13 protein-coding genes and 1 pseudogene are annotated in these 21,179 nt (G+C 61.3%); 6 read left to right on the top strand and 8 right to left on the bottom strand.

Features of this window, described 5'->3' with window-relative positions; all coding sequences use genetic code 11:
• Positions 1-208: 208 nt before the first annotated feature.
• Both HCF10_RS32025 and HCF10_RS32020 read right to left on the bottom strand, forming a co-directional pair.
• Positions 209-1,072, bottom strand: coding sequence for a methyl-accepting chemotaxis protein (locus HCF10_RS32025; RefSeq protein ID WP_443200911.1), 864 nt, complete (start codon positions 1,070-1,072; stop codon positions 209-211).
• A pseudogene (locus tag HCF10_RS32020) lies at positions 1,064-1,819 on the bottom strand (MCP four helix bundle domain-containing protein); the annotation flags it as partial. The pseudogene HCF10_RS32020 and the gene HCF10_RS32025, both read right to left, overlap by 9 nt.
• Before the next feature lie 291 nt (positions 1,820-2,110).
• Between HCF10_RS32020 and HCF10_RS11905 the strand changes: the two are divergent.
• Both HCF10_RS11905 and HCF10_RS11900 read left to right on the top strand, forming a co-directional pair.
• Positions 2,111-2,341, top strand: coding sequence for a hypothetical protein (locus HCF10_RS11905; RefSeq protein WP_003187970.1), 231 nt, complete (start codon positions 2,111-2,113; stop codon positions 2,339-2,341).
• Entirely contained in the window at positions 2,338-2,628 is a 291-nt protein-coding gene (locus HCF10_RS11900) for a cell division protein ZapA (protein ID WP_017526490.1), read from the top strand. Before HCF10_RS11905 ends, HCF10_RS11900 begins: the two co-directional genes overlap by 4 nt.
• On the opposite strand, the gene HCF10_RS11895 is transcribed toward HCF10_RS11900, so the two are convergent.
• Both HCF10_RS11895 and putA read right to left on the bottom strand, forming a co-directional pair.
• The gene (locus HCF10_RS11895; RefSeq protein ID WP_131696832.1) at positions 2,625-4,427 is read right to left on the bottom strand and encodes an acyl-CoA dehydrogenase; all 1,803 of its coding nucleotides are present in this window, start codon (positions 4,425-4,427) and stop codon (positions 2,625-2,627) included. The genes HCF10_RS11900 and HCF10_RS11895 overlap by 4 nt on opposite strands.
• 169 nt (positions 4,428-4,596) lie before the next feature.
• Positions 4,597-8,550 carry a trifunctional transcriptional regulator/proline dehydrogenase/L-glutamate gamma-semialdehyde dehydrogenase gene (putA, locus tag HCF10_RS11890; RefSeq protein ID WP_131696831.1) on the bottom strand — a complete coding sequence of 1,318 codons (3,954 nt, stop codon included), beginning with the start codon at positions 8,548-8,550 and terminating at the stop codon, positions 4,597-4,599.
• 460 nt (positions 8,551-9,010) lie between these two features.
• Here putA and putP point away from each other — a divergent pair, with 460 nt between their 5' ends.
• From putP to HCF10_RS11875, 3 genes are all read left to right on the top strand, one after another.
• Positions 9,011-10,495 (top strand): sodium/proline symporter PutP, encoded by a 1,485-nt coding sequence (gene putP, locus HCF10_RS11885; RefSeq protein WP_131696830.1) that lies wholly within the window; start codon positions 9,011-9,013, stop codon positions 10,493-10,495.
• Between the two features lie 205 nt (positions 10,496-10,700).
• Positions 10,701-12,755, top strand: coding sequence for a type VI secretion system Vgr family protein (locus HCF10_RS11880; RefSeq protein ID WP_131696829.1), 2,055 nt, complete (start codon positions 10,701-10,703; stop codon positions 12,753-12,755).
• Complete coding sequence (locus tag HCF10_RS11875) at positions 12,730-13,455, top strand: DUF4123 domain-containing protein (RefSeq protein WP_167655575.1); 726 nt, start codon at positions 12,730-12,732, stop codon at positions 13,453-13,455. Before HCF10_RS11880 ends, HCF10_RS11875 begins: the two co-directional genes overlap by 26 nt.
• Here HCF10_RS11875 and HCF10_RS11870 read toward each other — a convergent pair.
• Entirely contained in the window at positions 13,441-14,718 is a 1,278-nt protein-coding gene (locus tag HCF10_RS11870) for an O-acetylhomoserine aminocarboxypropyltransferase/cysteine synthase family protein (RefSeq protein ID WP_167655574.1), read from the bottom strand. The genes HCF10_RS11875 and HCF10_RS11870 overlap by 15 nt on opposite strands.
• Positions 14,719-14,893: 175 nt before the next feature.
• Between HCF10_RS11870 and HCF10_RS11865 the strand changes: the two genes are divergently transcribed.
• Positions 14,894-15,730 (top strand): 23S rRNA (adenine(2030)-N(6))-methyltransferase RlmJ, encoded by an 837-nt coding sequence (locus HCF10_RS11865; RefSeq protein WP_131696826.1) that lies wholly within the window; start codon positions 14,894-14,896, stop codon positions 15,728-15,730.
• A gap of 68 nt (positions 15,731-15,798) precedes the next feature.
• On the opposite strand, the gene msrA is transcribed toward HCF10_RS11865, so the two are convergent.
• From msrA to aceF, 3 genes are all read right to left on the bottom strand, one after another.
• Positions 15,799-16,446 carry a peptide-methionine (S)-S-oxide reductase MsrA gene (msrA, locus tag HCF10_RS11860; RefSeq protein ID WP_167655573.1) on the bottom strand — a complete coding sequence of 216 codons (648 nt, stop codon included), beginning with the start codon at positions 16,444-16,446 and terminating at the stop codon, positions 15,799-15,801.
• A 72-nt stretch (positions 16,447-16,518) separates the two neighbouring features.
• Positions 16,519-19,212 carry a putative bifunctional diguanylate cyclase/phosphodiesterase gene (locus HCF10_RS11855; protein WP_131696824.1) on the bottom strand — a complete coding sequence of 898 codons (2,694 nt, stop codon included), beginning with the start codon at positions 19,210-19,212 and terminating at the stop codon, positions 16,519-16,521.
• A 304-nt stretch (positions 19,213-19,516) separates the two neighbouring features.
• Complete coding sequence (gene aceF, locus HCF10_RS11850) at positions 19,517-21,169, bottom strand: dihydrolipoyllysine-residue acetyltransferase (protein ID WP_167655572.1); 1,653 nt, start codon at positions 21,167-21,169, stop codon at positions 19,517-19,519.
• Between the last annotated feature and the right edge of the window lie 10 nt (positions 21,170-21,179).

Below are 21,179 nucleotides of genomic sequence, written 5' to 3'. Positions count from 1 at the left end.
GCGAGGCGCAAACTGACCATGCAGTCTGCGTGCCAGGGATTCTAACCTGTTGAATTGCTGTGCTGTCAAAAAGCTTTTAACGCCGGGCGCAGATCTGAATGTGGGAGGGGGCTTGCCCCCGATGGCGGTATTTCAGTCAGCTTATCTGTAACTGACCCACCGCTATCGGGGGCAAGCCCCCTCCCACATTTCAAGCCAGTGCAGGCAGTTAGAGGCGGAAGCGGCCAACCATCCCATTCAAATCCACCGCCAGGCGCGACAGCTCATTGCTCGCCGCACTGGTCTGGCTGGCGCCCGTGGCCGACTGCACCGACAGGTCACGGATATTTACCAGGTTGCGGTCCACTTCCCGCGCCACCTGCGCCTGTTCTTCCGCCGCGCTGGCGATGACCAGGTTGCGCTCGTTGATCTCGACAATCGCCGTATTGATGGTATCCAGCGACATCCCTGCGCCTTTGGCGATGTTCAACGTCGACTCCGCGCGTTCGGTGCTGTTGCGCATCGAGTCCACCGCGTGCTCGGTGCCGGCCTGGATACTGCCGATCATCCGCTCGATCTCGCTGGTGGACTGCTGGGTGCGATGGGCCAGCGCCCGCACTTCATCGGCAACCACCGCGAACCCACGACCGGCTTCCCCGGCACGCGCCGCTTCAATTGCCGCGTTCAGGGCCAGCAGGTTGGTCTGGTCGGCCAGGCCGCGAATCACGTCCAGCACTTTGCCGATATCGCGCGACTCATTGGCCAGTTCGCCAATCAGCGTGGCGGTCGCTTGCACATCGCCGCTCATGCGCTCGATGGCGCTGACGGTTTCCTGCACCAGGTCGCGGCCGTCACCAGCGGAGGTGGTGGCGTTGCGCGAGGCTTCAGAGGTGCTCACCGCATTGCGCGCGACTTCTTCGACGGCGCTGGTCATCTCGTTGACGGCGGTGGCGGCTTGTTCGATTTCGTTGTTCTGCCGGGTCAGGCCGCGCGCGCTTTCGTCGGTGACGGCGTTCAGCTCCTCGGCGGCGGAGGCCAGCTGGGTGGCGGAGCCGGCGATGCGTTGCAACGTGTCGCGCAGCTTGTCCTGCATCTTGGCCATGGCCGCCAGTAGGCGCCCGGCTTCGTCGTTACCGTCGACCTTGATCGGCCGCGTCAGGTTGCCTTCGGCGACTTCTTCCGCCGCTTCGAGCGCTTGGGAAATCGGCAGGGTGATGCTGCGGGTCAGCAGCCAGGCGAACAACATCGTCAGCGCCGTGGCGATCACCAGCAGGCCAATCACCCAGTCAAAGGCCATGTTGTACTGGTCTTCGGCCTGTTGATTGGTGGCCAGGGCGGCCTTGTTGTTGTAGTCCAGCAGGCGGTTGAGCACCATGTTGACCTGCTCGGAGTTGTTCAACAGTTCTGTGTTGAGAAGGTTGCGCAGCTCATCGATCTGGTTGGCGCTCGACAGGCTCTTCATACGCGCTTCAATCTGCTGGTACTGGGTAAGCAGGCGTATATATTCGTCGTAGATCGAGCGTTCTTCGCCGCTGTCGATCAGTTTCTCGTAGACGCCCTGGGCGGTGCGGATCTGCTGGTTGCGCAGTTCGAAGGCTTCCAGGGTCTTTTGCTGCACGTCCGGCTCGCGGTTGGTCAGCAAGCGGTACGACAGCACGCGCAGGCGCAGGGTCAGTTGGGTGAACTCATCCAAGGCGCGAATGCTTGGCACGCTGGACTGGGTGATGTCTTGGGTGGCGCCACGGATCTTGCTCATCTGGTTCAGGGCGAACACGCCTAGAAACAACATCAACGCGCCAATAAGCGAGAAGCCGAGGAAGGCCCTCGGAGCGATATTCATATTACGAAGCGACATGCGGAAATCCTGGGAGAGGCGCGATCCGTGCGGTCATGAGACGGGGTGTGCCTCTCTATCGGGCATACGACTAAAGTCTATAGGGGGCTGTGCGTTTTTGTCGCACCTGACGAGGGGTTGCGCGGATTCAGGAACCAGAAGGGGGAAATGCAGTCACTAAGGCTCGAAAGCGTGGCCCGGCCCTTAAAAAACGGGCTGCGCGCCAGGGATAACCCTGGCATCCGAGGTGAATTTTCTTTATCGTCACCGCCCTTTGAAAAAGCCCGAGAAATCAAAATGTTAGAAGCATCCCTCAGCCAACTGGAACAACTGGTCAGCGACCTGGTACAGCAGAATCAGGAGCTACTGGGCAGCAACGAATCCCTCAAGGCCGAACTGGCTCGCGCCAAGGATGAGAACGACAGCCTGCAACTGAACCTGATGGAACAGGAAGAAAAGCACGGCGCGACGGCAGCGCGTATCCAGGCGCTGGTTGAGCGCGTGAGCGCAGGCCCTGTCAGCGCATGAATGAAGGGATAAAGGTCGTTTCGATTCTCGGAGAGGATTACTCGATCAAGGCCCCGGCCGGGGAAGATAAAACCCTGATGCACGCCGTGACCATGCTCAAGGCCTCCCTGGCCACCACCAAGAAAAAGTACCCGACCCTGATCGGTGACAAGCTACTGGTGCTGGCGGCGCTGAACCTGTGCGCCGAGCAGATCGAAATGCAGCAGGCTCACCAACAGGAACTCGACCGTTACCAAGAGCAAGTCAGCGCCACGGTCGAGGTGATTTCCAAGGCGATCCAGCCCTAGAACCACTCATCCTGCATCCCCAGGCACGTATCATCCCGTGCCTCCAGAATCGCCAGTTCATGATGGCAGCCCGGTACTTCCCAGGTCAGGAAATACCGGGCGGCCTGGAGCTTGCCTTTATAGAAGGCGACATCGGCCACATTGCCCTTGGCCAGCCCTTCTTCGGCGCGAATCGCCTGTTCTAGCCAGCGCCAGCCAATTACCGTGTGCCCGAATACCTTCAGGTACAGCGCCGAGTTCGCCAGGCTGCTGTTGACCTTGCCCTGGGCGAGATCCGTCAGCAGGCCGATCGTCACGCTTTGCAGACGGGCCACGAGGTGTTCCAGCGGTTCTCCTAACGCCGTCAGGCCTGGATATTCCTGTGCCCGCGAGCCCGTGTCGGCGATCAGCCGGATCAGTTGCTTGAGCCCCGCGCCGCCGTTCTGCGCCAATTTGCGCCCCAGCAAGTCCAGGGACTGGATGCCATGGGTGCCCTCGTGGATCGGGTTCAGGCGGTTGTCGCGGTAGTACTGCTCCACCGGGTATTCGCGGGTGTAGCCGTGGCCGCCGAGGATCTGGATTGCCAGCTCGTTGGCCTTGAGGCAGAACTCCGAGGGCCAGGATTTGACGATGGGCGTGAGCAGGTCCAGCAGTTCGTGGGCCTGTTTACGCTCTGCCTCGGTTTCCAGCGTCGTGGTGTCATCGAACAGGCGCGCGGCGTACAGGCCCAGGTCGAAGGCGCCTTCGACGTAGGCTTTTTGCGTTAGCAGCATGCGCTTGATATCGGCGTGCTGGATGATCGAGACCGGCGCGGTGGACGGGTCTTTGCTGTCGGGCAGGCGACCTTGCGGACGTTCGCGGGCGTATTCCAGCGAATAGAGATAGCCGGCGTAGCCGAGCATCACCGCGCCCATGCCCACACCGATGCGCGCCTCGTTCATCATCTGGAACATGCAGCTCAGGCCCTGGTGCGGCTTACCCACCAGATAGCCGACGCAGTTACCGTTATCGCCGAAATTCAGCGCCGTGGACGTGGTGCCCCGCCAGCCCATCTTGTGAAACAGCCCGGCCAGCAGGACATCGTTACGTTCGCCCAGGCTGCCATCATCGTTGACCAGGAACTTGGGCACGATAAACAGCGAAATGCCCTTCACCCCGGCCGGCGCGTCCGGCAGTTTGGCCAGCACCATGTGCACGATGTTTTCCGACAGCGGGTGGTCGCCTCCGGAGATAAAGATCTTATTGCCCTTGAGTCGATAGCTGCCGTCAGCCGCTGGTTCGGCGCGGGTACGAATATCTGACAGCGATGAGCCGGCGTGGGGTTCGGTCAGGGCCATGGTGCCGAAGAAGCGGCCTTCGATCATCGGTTGCAGGAAGCGCTGTTTCTGCTCCTCGGTGCCGAAGCTTTCGATCAGGTTGGCGGCGCCCATGGTCAGGAACGGGTAGGACGTCGAGGCCGCGTTGGCGGATTGGAAGTGAGCGAAGCAGGCTTGAGACAGCAGGGTCGGCAACTGCATGCCACCGGCTTCGAAGCTGCGGGCCGCATTGAGGAAGCCGGCTTCAAGGAACGCATCCACCGCCGGTTTCACTTCCGGAATCAGAATCGCCTTACCGTCCTCAAAACGTGGTTCGTTCTCGTCGTTTTTGCGGTTGTGTGGCGCGAAGTACTTCTCTGCAATGTTGCGGGCCGTGCTGATGGCCGCATCGAAGGTTTCGCGATTGTGCTCGGCAAACCGCTCGCGCTGGGTCAGGCCCTCGGCATCGAGGACTTCGTACAGCTCGAAAGCCAGATTGCGGGAACTGAGCAGCGTCTCGGACATGGCGGCTTACCTTTGGAGGAATTGGCCTGAGTCTAAGTGCGCGAATAAAGACTGGATAGCAAGATTGATCTGGGTGATGAAGAGGCAGAACGAGGGGAGGGGAATTGAAATGCGATCAAATGTGGGAGGGGGCTTGCCCCCTCCCACAGGGTTTACCGCATTTTCAGGGTTAGCCGATGGTCATCAGGCTGGCATTACCGCCGGCAGCTGCGGTGTTAACGCTCAACGCACGCTCGATCACCAGGCGCTCCAAGGCAATTGTTGTTTCGCCTTGGGACAAACCATGTACCCCGACAATCGCGCCACCACGTTGGGCCACTTGCTGGCACACCGCACGCAGTTGGTCGGAATCCCCGTGATGGAGAACGGCGTCAAACACCACCTCGTCCTTGGTCCAATCCGCCACGCGCTTGATTTTCGCCTGAATCTCCTTGGGCAAGCGTGGGAACACGGCTTTGGTCAGGTCGGTTTCCGGCCATACCGCCGAACCGCCGACGGCCAATACCGCCGCCAGTTGAGTCAACAGATCGCCTTCCACGTCCGCCAGGCACAGTACGTGCTCGCGAGGCAGGATGGCGTAGCTGTTGCGCTCGCCGGTCGGGCCAGCCAATTGACGGGTGATACCGCTTTGGGATTGCGCGGCGAACTGGCTGCACAGGGCACTCAGCTCGCTGAACTTATTGCTGTCGGCCCAGGTTTTCAGGGCGGTCAGCGGCTGGCTCATGGCGTCGCGCAGACGTACATCCGGTGCCGCCAGTTTGTCGCCACGTACGAAGGATTGCTCGATCGCATCGGTAGGACGGGTCGACAGCAAGCGGTACAGGTACAGCGGACCACCGGCTTTCGGACCAGTGCCCGACAGGCCTTCACCGCCGAATGGCTGCACGCCGACCACGGCACCGACGATGTTGCGGTTCACATAGACGTTACCGGCATTGACGTTGTCGATCACCTTGGCGATGGTCTCGTCGATACGGGTATGCACGCCCAGGGTCAGGCCATAGCCGGAGGCGTTGATCTGGCCGATGAGCTGGTCGATCTCCTTGCGCTTGTAGCGCACCACGTGCAGCACCGGGCCGAAGATCTCCCGTTGCAGTTCGTCGAAGCTTTCCAGCTCGATCAGGGTGGGCATCACGAAGGTGCCGCGCTTGATTTCTTCACCGTCGGCAATCGCCACCTGGTACACATTGCGGCCTTTGTCGCGCATGGCCTGGATGTGTTTCTCGATGCCGGCCTTGGCTTCGGCGTCGATCACCGGACCGATGTCCACCGACAGGCGCTCCGGGTTGCCCAGGCGGCATTCAGCCATGGCGCCCTTGAGCATTTCGATCACGCGGTCTGCGGAGTCTTCCTGCAGGCACAACACGCGCAGGGCCGAGCAACGTTGACCGGCGCTGTCGAAGGCCGAGGACACCACGTCGATGACCACTTGTTCGGTGAGTGCCGAGGAATCGACGATCATTGCGTTCTGGCCGCCGGTTTCGGCGATCAGCGGGATCGGACGGCCCTGGGCATCCAGGCGCCCGGCGACATTGCGTTGCAGCAGGCGCGCGACTTCGGTGGAGCCGGTGAACATCACGCCTTTGACGCGATCATCACCCACCAGGCGGGCACCGACGCTTTCACCCTGGCCCGGCAGCAATTGCAACACGCCTTCCGGAATACCCGCTTCCAGCAGGATGCGCACGGCTTGGGCGGCGACCAACGGGGTTTGCTCGGCAGGCTTGGCCAATACCGGGTTACCGGCGGCCAGTGCGGCAGCCACTTGCCCACTGAAAATCGCCAGTGGGAAGTTCCACGGGCTGATGCACACCACAGGGCCCAATGGGCGGTGCGCGTCATTGGTGAAGTCGTTGCGGGCCTGCACCGCGTAGTAGCGCAGGAAGTCCACGGCTTCACGCACTTCGGCGATGGCGTTGGCGAAGGTCTTGCCGGCTTCGCGAGCCAGCAGGCCCATCAGTGGCTGGATCTCGCCCTCCATCAGGTCGGCGGCACGTTCCAGGATCGCGGCGCGTTCGGCGGGCGGCGTGGCCTGCCAGATCGGGCCAGCGCTGATGGCGCACTGGATCGCGTTGTCGACGTCTTCGACGGTGGCTTCTTGCACGTGGCCGACCACGTCACGCAGGTCGGACGGGTTCAATACCGGTGCCGCCGCTTGATCGCTGGCGGCGCAACCGAGCATCGGCGCGGCCTTCCAGTCGTTGTGCGCGGTGGCCAGCAGGGCGCAGGACAGCGATGCCAGGCGGTGTTCGTTGGCCAGGTCGATACCGGCCGAGTTGGCGCGGTCGCTGCCGTACAGGTCACGCGGCAGCGGGATACGCGGGTGCGGCAGGCCGAAGCCGCCTTCCAGCGTCGCCATCTGCTCGATGCTGGCCACTGGATCGGCCACCAGCTCCTGGATCGATATGGACTGGTCGGCGATGCGGTTGACGAACGAGGTGTTGGCGCCGTTTTCCAGCAGGCGACGCACCAGGTAAGCCAGCAGTGTTTCGTGAGTGCCGACCGGTGCGTATACGCGGCATGGACGGTTGAGCTTGCCTTCCGAAACCTTGCCTACTACCTGCTCGTACAGCGGTTCACCCATGCCGTGCAGGCATTGGAACTCGTACTGGCCGGGGTAATAGTTCTGACCGGCGATATGGTAAATCGCCGACAAGGTATGGGCGTTGTGCGTAGCGAACTGCGGGTAGATGACTTCCGGTACCGACAGCAGTTTGCGTGCACAGGCAATGTAGGAAACGTCGGTGTACACCTTGCGGGTGTATACCGGGTAGCCTTCCAGGCCTTCGACCTGGGCGCGCTTGATCTCGCTGTCCCAGTACGCGCCTTTTACCAGGCGGATCATCAGGCGATGGCGGCTGCGGCGCGCCAGGTCGATTACGTAGTCGATCACATACGGGCAACGCTTCTGGTAGGCCTGGATCACGAAGCCAATACCGTTCCAGCCGGTCAGTTGTGGCTCGAAGCACAGGCGCTCGAGCAGATCCAGCGACAGCTCCAGGCGGTCGGCTTCCTCGGCGTCGATGTTCAGGCCGATGTCGTATTGCTTGGCCAGTAGGGTCAGGGACAGCAGGCGCGGGTACAGCTCATCCATCACCCGTTCGTACTGCGCACGGCTGTAACGCGGGTGCAGTGCCGACAGTTTGATGGAGATGCCCGGGCCTTCATAAATCCCACGGCCGTGGGAGGCTTTGCCGATGGAGTGAATGGCTTGTTCGTACGAGGCCAGGTATTTCTGCGCGTCGTGTTCGGTGAGTGCGGCTTCACCGAGCATGTCGTAGGAGTAGCGGAAACCCTTTGCTTCGAATTTGCTGGCGTTGGCCAGGGCTTCAGCGATGGTTTCGCCGGTCACGAACTGCTCGCCCATCAGGCGCATGGCCATGTCGACGCCCTTGCGGATCATCGGCTCGCCGCTTTTGCCGATGATGCGGCTCAGGGACGAGGTGAGGCCGGCTTCGTTATGGGTGGCGACCAGTTTACCGGTCAGCAGCAGGCCCCAGGTGGCGGCGTTGACGAACAGCGACGGGCTGTTGCCCAAGTGCGGATGCCAGTTGCCGGTGCTGATCTTGTCGCGGATCAGGGCGTCGCGGGTGCCTTTGTCCGGGATCCGCAGCAGCGCCTCAGCCAGGCACATAAGGGCCACGCCTTCCTGGGACGACAGCGAGAATTCTTGCAGCAGGCCCTGAACAATACCGGCACGGCCGCCAGCACTCTTCTGATTGCGCAGTTTTTCGGCAATCGAAGCGGCGAGCTTGTTGGTGGCTTCGGCCATTTGCACCGGCAGGCGAGCCTGCTCGATCAGCATTGGTACCACTTCCGGCTCGGGGCGACGGTAAGCGGCGGTGATCGAAGCGCGCAGGACGGATTGCGGCAGGATGCTCTCGGCGAACTCAAGGAAGCACTGGTGGGCGTGGTCGGCCTGGACTTCGCCAGCGTCCTCAGCATCCTTGTTGCTCAAGCCATTGAGCTCGGTCAGGGTTGCGCCACCCTCCAGTTTCTCCAGGTAATTGAAAATCGCCTGCTTGATCAGCCAGTGCGGCGTGCGATCAATGGAGGTCGCGGCCGCCTTCAGGCGTTCGCGGGTCGGGTCGTCGAGTTTGACCCCAAGGGTGGTCGTAGCCATTTTCTTATCCTCATGGGTGCCACTACCGAGTGGCATCAGCTGGCGGCAAGATTAGCTTTGCGCAGGAAGAGGTGCAACCGGGTGCAACCCATTTTGTTCATGATTTTTTCGACAGTTGATCGGAAAAAAATCGACCTTCGACGGAATCCGCTTTGCCTTGGTGCGTTTGCTTCTGAGATCGGCTGTTCTTGCTCCGAAAAGGAGCAAAAAAGCGGCGTTTTACGTGTTTTACACTTGGGTGCAACTTATTCCCAAGAAACTGGTTGCACCTTATTTGCTTTGTTGAATAGCATTCGCGCCCAAGGTGCAACCGACTGTGTGGTCTGGTTCATCGGCTGGCGGCTTTCCTGGGGAAACGTCAGTCATAAATGCGCGGCACTCAGTTACGTTTACCTACTTCCAGTAGGTGGCCTTCTGACAGACCGCCGCTACATAAAAACAAAGCCAGGGCGTCACTCATATGAGCGTTAGTAATCCAACCCTGATCACGTTCGTGATCTACATCGCAGCAATGGTGCTGATCGGCTTCATGGCCTATCGCTCCACTAACAACCTTTCCGATTACATCCTGGGCGGTCGCAGCCTTGGTAGCGTGGTGACTGCCTTGTCAGCCGGTGCTTCCGATATGAGCGGCTGGTTGTTGATGGGCCTGCCGGGCGCGATCTACATGTCCGGCCTGTCGGAAAGCTGGATCGCCATCGGCCTGATCGTCGGTGCCTACCTCAACTGGCTGTTCGTGGCCGGTCGCCTGCGGGTACAGACCGAGCACAACGGCGACGCCCTGACGCTGCCGGATTACTTTTCCAGCCGTTTCGAAGATAAAAGCGGCCTGCTGCGGATCATCTCTGCCGTAGTGATCCTGGTGTTCTTCACCATCTACTGCGCTTCCGGCATCGTGGCCGGTGCCCGCCTGTTCGAAAGCACCTTCGGCATGTCCTACGAGACCGCGCTGTGGGCCGGCGCTGCGGCGACGATTGCCTACACCTTTGTGGGTGGTTTCCTGGCAGTCAGCTGGACCGACACCGTACAAGCCACGCTGATGATTTTCGCGTTGATCCTCACGCCGATCATTGTGCTGCTGGCCACCGGTGGCGTCGACACCACCTTCCTGGCCATCGAAGCCAAGAACCCCGACAACTTCAACATGCTGAAAAACACCACCTTCATCGGCATCATCTCGCTGATGGGCTGGGGCCTGGGTTACTTCGGCCAACCGCACATCCTCGCGCGCTTCATGGCGGCGGATTCGGTGAAGTCGATCGCCAACGCGCGTCGCATCTCCATGACCTGGATGATCCTGTGCCTGGGCGGCACCGTGGCGGTGGGCTTCTTCGGTATTGCTTACTTCTCGGCGCACCCGGAAGTGGCAGGCCCGGTGACTGAAAACCCTGAGCGTGTGTTCATCGAGCTGGCCAAGATCCTGTTCAACCCATGGGTTGCTGGTGTCCTGCTGTCGGCCATCCTCGCGGCCGTCATGAGCACCCTGAGCTGCCAGTTGCTGGTATGTTCCAGCGCCCTGACCGAAGACTTCTACAAGACCTTCCTGCGCAAAAGCGCTTCCCAGGTTGAACTGGTGTGGGTCGGCCGCTTGATGGTACTGCTGGTGGCCTTGATCGCCATCGCCATGGCTGCCAACCCGAACAACCGTGTGCTGGGCCTGGTGAGCTACGCCTGGGCCGGTTTCGGCGCTGCGTTCGGCCCTGTGGTGCTGATCTCGGTGATCTGGAAAAACATGACCCGCAACGGCGCACTGGCCGGCATCCTGGTCGGCGCGATCACCGTGATCGTGTGGAAGCACTTCGAACTGCTGGGCCTGTACGAAATCATCCCAGGCTTCATCTTCGCCAGCCTGGCGATCTACGTCGTGAGCAAGCTGGGCGCGCCGACAGCCGGTATGGTCGAGCGCTTTGATGCGGCGGAAAAAGACTACAACCTCAATAAGTGATTCGCCGGGCGCTGAGCGCTCAATGAATTAAAAGAAGGCCCGCGTCCTACGGATGGCGGGCCTTTTTTTTGCGTGCGATTTGAGCTTGATTGAGTAGGACTCCTACGCTCGCGCGTAGGGTTTTACTGATTTGTTTGGGGCGCGCTCATCCGCGTGGAACGGTGGTGCAGAATCTCCCGCCCACCCCCTCGCAGAGAAACACCGGATGTTCGCTCCTGCCAATCAAAGTGCCTTTACCCTGACCCTTGACGGTGTGCCAAGTGAACTCAAGGTGTTTGAGTTCCAGGGCCGCGAAGCCATCAGCCAACCGTATCGTTTCGATCTTGAACTGGTCAGCGAACAGCCCGACCTGGACTTGGAAAACCTGCTGCATCGCCCGGTGTATCTGGGCTTTGATGCTCACGGCCATGGCGTCCACGGCTTGGTTTATCGGGTGGCGCAGGGCGACTCCGGGCGACGGCTGACGCGTTACCAGATCAGCCTTGTGCCGCAGTTGGCCTATCTCGCGCACAGCAGTCACCAGCGGATCTTCCAGCACAAGACGGTGCCGCAGATCATTGCGCAGGTGCTGGCGGAGCAGCGGCTCCATGCCGACCAATTCGAATTTCACCTCAGTGGTGCCTATCCTGAGCGCGAGTATTGCGTGCAGTTTGGCGAGAGCGACCTGGCCTTTATTCAGCGGCTGTGTGCCGAACAGGGGATTCACTATCACTTCCAGCATTTGCCCGGAGGACACCTGCTGGTGTTTGGCGATGACCAGACAGTTTTCGCCCGGCCCGATCAACCTACGCCCTATAAGCCGGGCTCCGGGATGGTGGCGGATACGCCGGCCATCAAGCGCTTTGCGCTGCGGTTGGAAACCCGCACCACAGCGGTCACTTTGCGTGACTACGACTTTCTCAAGCCGAGCCTGGTGCTGGAGAGTGGCGTGGTCGGTGAACAGCTTCCACGGTTTGAGGAGCAGGCCTACCCCGGTCATTTTTCCGATCGCCCCTACGGCAAATACCTCGCGCAACGTGGCTTGGAACGGCACCGTAGCGACTATCGAATAGCCCGTGGTAACGGTGATGACCCCGCAGTGACCAGCGGTCGGTTCCTCAAATTGACCGGGCATCCGCGGGACGAATGGAATGACTTGTGGCTGGTGACGCAAGTTACCCACGAAGGCAGGCAGCCTCAGGTTTTGGAGGAGGCTGTCACCGAGGTTGGTGGTGGAGATTTTTTTCAGGGGTATCGCAATGAATGTGTGGTGACTCCGTGGGACGTGATCTTCCGCCCGCCCTTGCCTGAGCAGGCGCGGCCGGCGTTGTCGGGTTATCAAAACGCGGTGGTTACCGGCCCCGTCGACAGTGAAATCCACTGCGACGAATACGGCCGGGTCAAGGTGCAGTTGGCCTGGGATAGCGCTGGGGAGCATGACGATCATTCCAGCTGCTGGCTGCGGGTGGCCAGCGGTTGGGCCCATGACCGCTATGGCTCGGTGCTTATCCCGCGAGTGGGTATGGAAGTACTGGTGGGGTTCGTCAACGGGGATATGGACATGCCGCTGGTGATGGGCTGCCTGCCGAACGCGGCGACGCGGGTTCCCCTCGATCTGCCGGCAGACAAGACCCGCAGCATCTTCCGTAGCCAGAGCAGCCCCGGTGGTGGTGGCTACAACGAACTGCGCATCGAAGACCGCAAGGGCGCCGAGGAGATCTACCTGCGCGCCCAGCGGGATTGGACCCAGCATGTGCTGCATGACCAGCAGGTGCAGATCGACAATCAGCGCCGCATCAGGGTGGGCGGTGAGTCGCACCATGAATTGCAAGGCGAAGAGCAGCGCATCACCCATGGCAACCGTTTGACGGAACTCAAGCAGGACGACCATCTGGTGGTTGGCGGATCGCAGCAGATGCGCGCGGGGCGGACCATCCAGATTGGCGCCGGGCAGAGCGTCGTTATAGACGCGGGTGCGACCGTGACAATCCAGGCCGGTGGGCAGTCGATCACGCTGTCGGCAGAGGGGATTTTCAGCAGCACGCCCATTCAACTGGGAGGCGCGCCTGCTCCGGCGGCGTCACCCTTGATGCCTGGGGTGAAAGCGGCGTTGCTGGCGGTTATGCCCGCACCGCTGAGCCGGATACAGGTCGCCAGCCTGAAACGGAACGCGCCATTTTGTGAAGAGTGCCAACGCTGCAGTGATGGGCAGTGCGGTCTCCCGTTCCATTCAACCTTAAAAGGAATTTACCCTGATGTCCCAGCCCTTGACCCCCAATGACTGGCTAGCACAATGCCCTCTACTCCCCAATGAGCGGCTTTACGTGGTCCTTGGCCGTGCCAGTGACGCGAAGCCGCTGGCTGCGTGGCAAGTCTCGGCCATCGGGATGTCGCCTCAAGCGCTCTGGGCAGGCACGGCCTATGCCGGGTGGGATGAGGTGATGCCCTACGCAGGGGTTGTCGAACCCGACAGTGCCTTCCTCGATTGGATCGCAACCACTGACGCCTCGGATTGGGGTTGGCTGGCGGTATCGTCCAGCCCGTGGGAAGTCGTAGTTGCTCACCTGCAAAGCCTGACCAAAATACTGCTTCCCGATGAGCGGAGCGTGTTCCTGCGCTTCTGGGATGGCGCTCAGTTTCTGCCGATTGTGCAGAAGCTGGGTGATGAAATCGGCGCGGTGTTGCCGGTGTTCCAACGGTATCTGATCAACGGCCAGCCGCTGAGCGTTGCGACGCCGCCAGTCACGGCGGCCAAAGCCAGTCCTTGGTGGCGAGTGCCCGAATCGCTATTGGAGCACTTGGCCGCGCAATCACCACAGACCCTGATCGACAACCTGCTGCAGTGGCTTGAAGAGCAGCGCCCCGACCTGTATGCCGCCTTTACGCCGGCGACCTTGCAGCACAAGGTCGCCTACTTCGTACGCAGCGCGGATATCAGCCCTGAAGCGCTGGCTGGCTACCTGGACTCAGAGTTGAGTTGAGGCCAGCGCCTGTTGCAGGTCGTCGATCAGGTCTTCAATCGCTTCGATACCCACCGACAGGCGAATCATCTCCGGCTTTACACCGGCCTTGGCCTGTTCCTGCTCGTTCATCTGCCGGTGAGTGGTGGAGGCCGGGTGGCAGGCCAGGGACTTGGCGTCGCCGATGTTGACCAGGCGCTTGAAGATTTGCAGCGCGTCGTAGAAGCGCACACCGGCATCAAAGCCGCCCTTCAAGCCGAAGGACAGGATCGCCGACGGTTTGCCCTGCATGTATTTCTGCGCCAATGCGTGGTGCGGGTGGTCCGGCAGGCCGGCGTAGCTGACCCACTCCACCTCGGCATGGCCTTGCAGGAACTGTGCGATTTTCAGGGCGTTTTCGGTGTGGCGCTCCATGCGCAAGGCCAGGGTTTCCAGGCCTTGCAGCAACAGGAAGGCATTCATCGGTGCCAATGCGGCGCCGGTGTTGCGCAGTGGCACGGTACGGGCACGGGCGATGAAGGCGGCGGGGCCGAATTTTTCGGTATAGACCACGCCGTGATAGGCCGGCTCGGGCTGGTTGAGGCCGGGGAATTTATCCGCGTATTTCGTCCACGGGAACGTGCCGCTGTCGACAATTACACCGCCCAGGGAGTTGCCATGGCCGCCGACGTATTTGGTCACCGAGTGCACCACGATGTCGGCGCCGAACTGGATCGGTTTGCACAGGATCGGCGTGGCCACGGTGTTGTCCACCACCAGCGGCACGCCACGGGCATGGGCAACGTCGGCCAGGGTCTCGATGTCGATGATATTGCCCGCCGGGTTGCCGATGCTTTCGCAGTACACCAGCTTGGTGTCGTCGTCGATCAGTTCGGCGATGGCTGCGGCGGAGTCATCGCGGGCGAAACGCACATCCACGCCAAAGCTCGGCAGCAGGTGGGCGAACAGCGTGTAGGTGCCGCCGTAGAGTTGCGGTGTGGTGACGATATTGTCGCCCGCCCGGGTCAACGTCTGGATGGCATAGTGGATCGCCGCGCTGCCGGCCGAGACGGCCAGGGCCGCGATACCGCCTTCAAGGGCGGCGATGCGCTGCTCCAGCACATCGTTGGTGGGGTTCATGATGCGCGTGTAGATATTGCCGGGCACGTCCAGGTTGAACAGGTCGGCGCCGTGTTGAGCGTTATCGAATTCGAAGGCGACGTTCTGGTAGATCGGTACGGCGACGGCCTTGGTAGTCGGGTCCGACTTGAAGCCGTGGTGCAGCGCGATGGTGGCGTCTTTCATGATTGTTATTGACCTCCCTGGAGTGGTGGAAGGCCACAATAAATCCACCCTGGCGGCGGCATTTAGATTTTTTTCAACTGGCCGCCTGCGTTTGCGACATAAGCACCGCCCGGCATGCGGCCCTGCACCTTTGCGCCCGTAGAAGGTAAACTTCGCCCCCTGCGCAGGAGCAACCATGAATTATCGTCACGCCTTTCACGCCGGCAACCACGCCGATGTCTTCAAACACCTGACCTTGACCCGCCTCATCGCCCTGATGTCGCGCAAGGAGCAGCCGTTCGCCTACCTCGACACCCACGCCGGGATTGGTCTGTACGACCTGCAAGGTGACCAGGCCAACCGCACGGGTGAGTACCTGGAAGGTATCGCGCGCTTGTGGGGCGCCGACGATCTGCCGCCGCTGACTGACGACTACATGCGCGTGCTGCATGAGATGAACCCCGATGGCCAGTTGCGCTACTACCCAGGCTCGCCGGAGCTTGCGCGCCGCCTCACGCGTCCCCAGGACCGCGTATTGCTCAATGAAAAACACCCGGAAGACGGCGTGCTGCTCAAGGACAACATGAAGGGTGATCGTCGGGTCAAGGTGCACTTGGGCGAAGGCTGGCATGTGCCGCGCGCGCTGTTACCGGTGCCGGAAAAACGTGCGTTGATGCTGATCGACCCACCGTTTGAAAAGCTCGACGAAATGCAGCGCTGCGCCGCGTCCCTGAAGGAAGCTGTCAGCCGTATGCGCCAGACCGTCGCGGCGATCTGGTACCCGGTGAAGGACCAGCGCATGCTGCGTCGCTTCTACCAGGACCTGGCCGGCACTGGCGCGCCGAAGTTGCTGCGGGTTGAGTTGCTGGTGCATCCGCTGGACACGCCCAACACCCTGACCGGCTCGGGCCTGGCGATTGCCAACCCGCCGTGGGGCCTGGAAGAGGAGTTGCGTGAGCTGTTGCCGTGGCTGTCCAGGAAGCTTGGCCAGACCCAGGGTGGGTGGCAGATGGATTGGCTTATTGCCGAGTAACCAAGTCTGGCGCCAACCCAATGTGGGAGGGGCGGTGCGCCCCTCCCACATTTTGATTCGCGTCGGTTTTAGATCGGGCAGGTCACACCGGTACCGCCGATCCCACAGTAGCCCTGCGGGTTCTTCGCCAGGTACTGCTGGTGATAAGCCTCGGCGAAGTACACCGTTGGCGCTTCTTCGATTTCGGTGGTGATGGTGCCCAGGCCGGCTTTGGACAATTCGGCTTGATAGGCATCGGCACTGGCCTGCGCCGCCGACAATTGCTCAGGCGTGGTCGCATAGATCACCGAGCGGTACTGGGTGCCGATGTCGTTACCCTGACGCATGCCTTGGGTCGGGTTGTGCAGCTCCCAGTACATCTTCAGCAGGTCTTCGTATTTCACCTTGGCCTGGTCATAGACCACCAGCACCACTTCGCTGTGGCCGGTCAGGCCCGAGCAGACTTCTTCATAAGTCGGGTTCGGCGTGAAACCGCCGGCGTAGCCGACCACGGTGCTGACCACGCCATCGCGCTGCCAGAACTTGCGTTCGGCGCCCCAGAAACAACCCAGGCCGAAGATCGCGAAGCCAACGTCGTCGACGAACGGGCCCAGCAGCGGGTTGCCGTTGACGAAGTGCGTTTCCGGCAGGTTCATTGGGGTTTCACGACCAGGCAACGCTTGTTCTTGAGTAGGCAGCACGTTTTTGTTCACCAGAATTTCCGAGCGCAAGACCATGAGCAGTCCTCTCGTCAGGTTGAGTTAGCGGTAAATTTCAGACAGCCAGTGTGCCCGAGTGTTACAGCGCTGTCAGGCGATTGGCCCGCGCGGGTAGCGTCTAAGCTTCTCGAGCAGCTCTGCACCGGGGATCGGCCGGTCGAACAGGTAGCCCTGGCCAACGTCGCAACGGTGCCGACGCAGGAACGCCAGTTGTTCGGCGGTCTCGATGCCTTCGGCCACCACCTTGAGCTTGAGGTTGTGGGCCATGGCGATCACGGCTGAGGTGATTTCCATGTCGTCCTGGTTGTCCGGGATTTCGTGGATAAAGCTGCGGTCGATCTTGATGATGTCGATGGGGAATTTTTTCAGATAACTCAGCGACGAGTAACCGGTGCCGAAGTCATCCATGGCCAGGGTCAGGCCGAAGCTCTTCAACTGGTCCAGTTGCAGGCGCGTGTCTTCGGTCGCTTCCAGCAGCAGGCCTTCGGTCAGCTCCAGCTCCAGCAGGTTGGCCGGCAGCTGTTCTTCCTTGAGGATCGTGGCAATCGAGGCGACCAGGTCCGGGTCGGAAAACTGTTTGGGCGACAGGTTGATTGCTACCTGCAAATTGCCCATGCCAGCGGCGCTCAGTTGCCTGCTCATGCGGCAGGCCTGGCGCGCGATCCATTTGCCGATCGGGATGATCAAGCCGGTTTCTTCGGCGACGCTGATGAACTGATCGGGGCGGATCATGCCTTTTTCCGGATGGTTCCAGCGCAGCAGCGCTTCCATGCCCAGTAAACGGCCGCTGCGCAGGCACAGCTTGGGCTGGTAGAACACGTCCAGTTCGTTCTGGGTCAGGGCACGACGCAGGTTGTTCTCTACGAACAGCTTGTAGCTGGCCTCGGCGTTCAAGGCTTCGGTGAACACCTGTACCTGGTGTTTGCCGTTGGCCTTGGCTTTGTGCAGGGCCAGGCCGGCGTTGCGCATCAGGGTCTGCGGGTCGCGGCCGTGCAGCGGTGCACAGGCCAGGCCTACGGAGCCGGTGACGCTGATCAATTGGTTGTCGACGAACATCGGTTTGTCGAGCGTCGCCAGCAGCTGGCTGGCGACCTGCTGGCCGCTTTCCAGGTCAGTGTCGTCCAGCAGCACCGCGAATTCGTTACTTGCAAAGCGCGCCAGGCTGCCGCCGGTACTCAGGCTGTTGCGCAGGCGACGGGCCAGGCTGATCAGCAGCTTGTCGCCGGTCTGGTGGCCAAGGCTGTCGTTGATGCGCTTGAAGTTGTCGATGTCCACCAGCAACAGGCTGATCGGGCTGTCGCTGTCGCGGGCAAAGCGCTCGTCGAGGTTACGGATAAACGCCGGACGGTTGCCCAGGTTGGTCAGGTTGTCGGTATAGGCCAGGCGCTCGATGCGCTGCTGGGCCAGTTTGGTCTGGGTGATATCTTCGTAGATGCCGATGTAGTGGGTCAGTTCACGGTTATCGCCGTAGACCTTGGAGATCGACAGTTGGCCCCAGTAGGGTTCGAGGTTTTTGCGTCGGCTCTTGAACTCGCCCTGCCAGCTGTTGCTCTGGGCCAGGCTCGATGGTGCGTCGAACAGCAATTCGCTGAGGTTTTCCAGTGCCGGCAAATGTGCCAGGCGGTGGCCGTGGACTTCTTCGGCGCTGTATTGGGTGATCGCGGTAAAGCTTGGGTTGACGTACTCCACCACGCCGTCGCAGTTGACCAGCAGAAAGGCATTGGCGCTTTGCTCCACCGCGCGCTGGAACAGGTGCAGGGCGCTGGTGGCGGTACGGCGGTTGTGGTTGTTGATCACTTGCGCGAATTGGTCGGCCAGCTCGCCGGCAAAGGCAATTTCATCGGCCTGCCAGGCACGCGGGCTGCCGCCCTGTTCCAGGCACAGCACGCCGACCACCTGGCCATCGACACGGATACTCGCATCGAGCATCGCGTGGACGTCCCTGGCGCGCAGGTTTTCGACCATTTCACGGGTACGGGGGTCGCGCATCGCGTTGGTGGCGTCGATGGCGCGGCTGGTATGCAAGGCTTCCAGATAGTCCGGGAAGCAGCTTGCGTCGATCGGCTCAGGCAGGTGGTGCCGTTGGTCGTCGCGGTGGTAGGCCGAGATCGGCACCAGGCGCTGGCCTTCGAGGTTCCAGATGCTGGCGCAGTCGATCTGGTAGATGTCACAGGCGCTGCGGGTGATCAGCTCTGCGGCTTCCTGCAGCGAATTGTTGACGGTGTAGCGCTGGCGGGCCAGCAACAGGATCAACTCCTGCTGGGCACGCACCCGCTCCAGGTGCTGCAGCTGTTCCTGCTGGGCGCGCTGGTTGAGCTCCAGGGCGATCTGCAGGCGGCTGTTCTGGCTCTCCAGGTCCGCTGTGGGGGCGGGTGGGGGGATTTCACTGAACAGCCCGTCTACAACCATAAGGTAGCCGCGCAGCAGGTGGCGATTGTGCTGTTTGTAGGCTTCGCCCATTTCCAGCAGGCTCAGGGGGCCATCGTTGGTGTGCAGGGTATAGCGCACCAGGTAGTGAGGGCTCTCGCTCAGTTGCTGTTGGATGGTGTCGTGCAGTTGATAGCGTGCCTGAGGCTCCATCAGGCTGGCGAAGGGGGTGCCGAGCAGTGCACACAGCTCGACCGCCGACAGGCCGAATTGGCGCTCGCAGTTAGGGTCGAGGTACAGAAGGGCCCAGCTTGCCTCATTAAGCCGCTCGAAACGCAGCATACCGAGGCGCGAAGGCACCGGTAACTGCGTCACTACCTCGGCCGCCATACGGGCGACATCGGGTTGGCTTTTCATGGGGGGGGAACTCACTTCAAATAACGCGTACGGCGCCGGGCTCACGCCCTCTTTACTGTTGCCTGCGGCAAGGTTGCATCATGCGGCGCGGGCTGACAAGAGAGGATGAAGGCTAAGTGCTATAAGGGGGTTATCGGCCGGGCGGGGGAATTCTTCAGTCAGGATGACAGAAGGTGTACAACCCTGTTCTGTCTGTAAAGAAAAGCAAAAAAAGCCCCGCCAAATTGACGGGGTTGAGGTACGAGCGTGGCGCTCGGAAATCGGTGCAACCAGGCCTCCCCGATGAAAGGGAGGCCGCTGTGGCTTACAGCAGGATGGTGCGGATGTCGTTCAGCAACTGGCTCAGGCGCTGGGTAAAGCGTGCAGCGGCCGCGCCGTTGATCACACGGTGATCGTAGGACAACGACAGTGGCAGCATCAGCTTCGGCTGGAACGCTTTACCGTCCCAGACTGGCTGGATGGTGGCCTTGGACACACCCAGGATCGCCACTTCCGGCGCGTTGACGATTGGCGTGAAGCCAGTGCCGCCAATGTGGCCGAGGCTGGAGATGGTGAAGCATGCGCCCTGCATGTCGTCCGGGGTGAGCTTCTTGTCGCGGGCCTTGGCAGCCAGTGCAGCGGCTTCGGCAGCGAGTTGCAGCAGGCTCTTCTGGTCAACGTTCTTGATGACCGGCACCAGCAGGCCATCCGGGGTGTCGACCGCAAAACCGATGTGCACGTACTTCTTGCGGATGATCGCCTTGCCGCTTGGTGCCAGCGAGGCGTTGAAGTCCGGCAGTTCCTTGAGCAGGTGCGCGCACGCCTTGAGCAGCAGTGGCAGCACAGTCAGTTTCACGCCGGCCTTTTCGGCCACGGCTTTCTGCGCAACGCGGAAAGCTTCCAGATCGGTGATGTCGGCCTGGTCGAACTGGGTCACGTGCGGGATGTTCAGCCAGCTCGCGTGCAGGCCGGCCGCGCCGATTTGCATCAGGCGGGTCATCGGCACTTCTTCGATTTCGCCGAAGCGGCTGAAGTCCACGGTACGGATCGGCGGAATGCCCGAACCACCGGTAGCGCCACCGGCAGCCGGCGCTTCCTTGGCTTTCTGCATCATGGTCTTGACGTAGACCTGCACGTCTTCCTTCAGCACGCGACCGTGAGGGCCAGTGGCTGACACCGCATTGAGCTCAACGCCGAACTCACGGGCCAGTTGACGCACGGCAGGGCCGGCATGAACCTTGGCACCGCTTGGCGCAGGTGCGGCAGCAGCAGGGGCCGGTGCGGCCTCGGCTTTTGCAGCGGGCGCAGGGGCAGCAGCCGGAGCCGGAGCCGCTTCAGCCTTGGCGGCCGGAGCAGCAGCCGGTGCTGGAGCAGCGGCAGGCGCAGCGCCTTGTACTTTCAGCTTGAGGATGAAGTCGCCAGTGCCGACTTCGTCTTCCAGCTTGACCGCGATGCTTTCCACAACGCCGGCAGCCGGCGAAGGGATTTCCATGGAGGCCTTGTCGGACTCCAGGGTGATCAGCGACTGGTCCGCTTCGACAGTGTCGCCGACCTTGACCAGCAGTTCGATGATCTTGGCCTTGCCCGACGAGCCGATGTCCGGAACATGAATGTCCTGGACAGTCGCTGCGGCTGGAGCAGCAGCCGGGGCTGCAGGAGCCTCGGCAGCAGCGGCAGGTTTTTCCGCGGCAGGCGCCGGTGCAGCAGCGGCAGCAGGAGCCGCCGCAGGGGCCGCATCAGCGGCACCTTCGATTTCCAGTTCCAGCAGTTCGTCGCCTTCTTTCAGGCGGTCGCCCAGCTTCACTTTCAGGCTCTTGACCACGCCAGCCTTGGGAGCAGGAATTTCCATGCTCGCCTTGTCCGATTCCAGGGTCAGAATGCTCTGGTCGGCTTCGACGGTGTCGCCGACCTTCACAAACAGCTCGATTACTTCACCTTCACCGCTGCCGATGTCAGGTACGCGAATGAGTTCGCTCACAAAAAGTCTC

The organism is Pseudomonas sp. B14(2022), assembly GCF_012030485.1.
GTDB lineage: Bacteria > Pseudomonadota > Gammaproteobacteria > Pseudomonadales > Pseudomonadaceae > Aquipseudomonas.
Note: the sequence above shows the minus strand (reverse complement) of the source record. Positions and strands in the feature narration are given on the sequence as shown.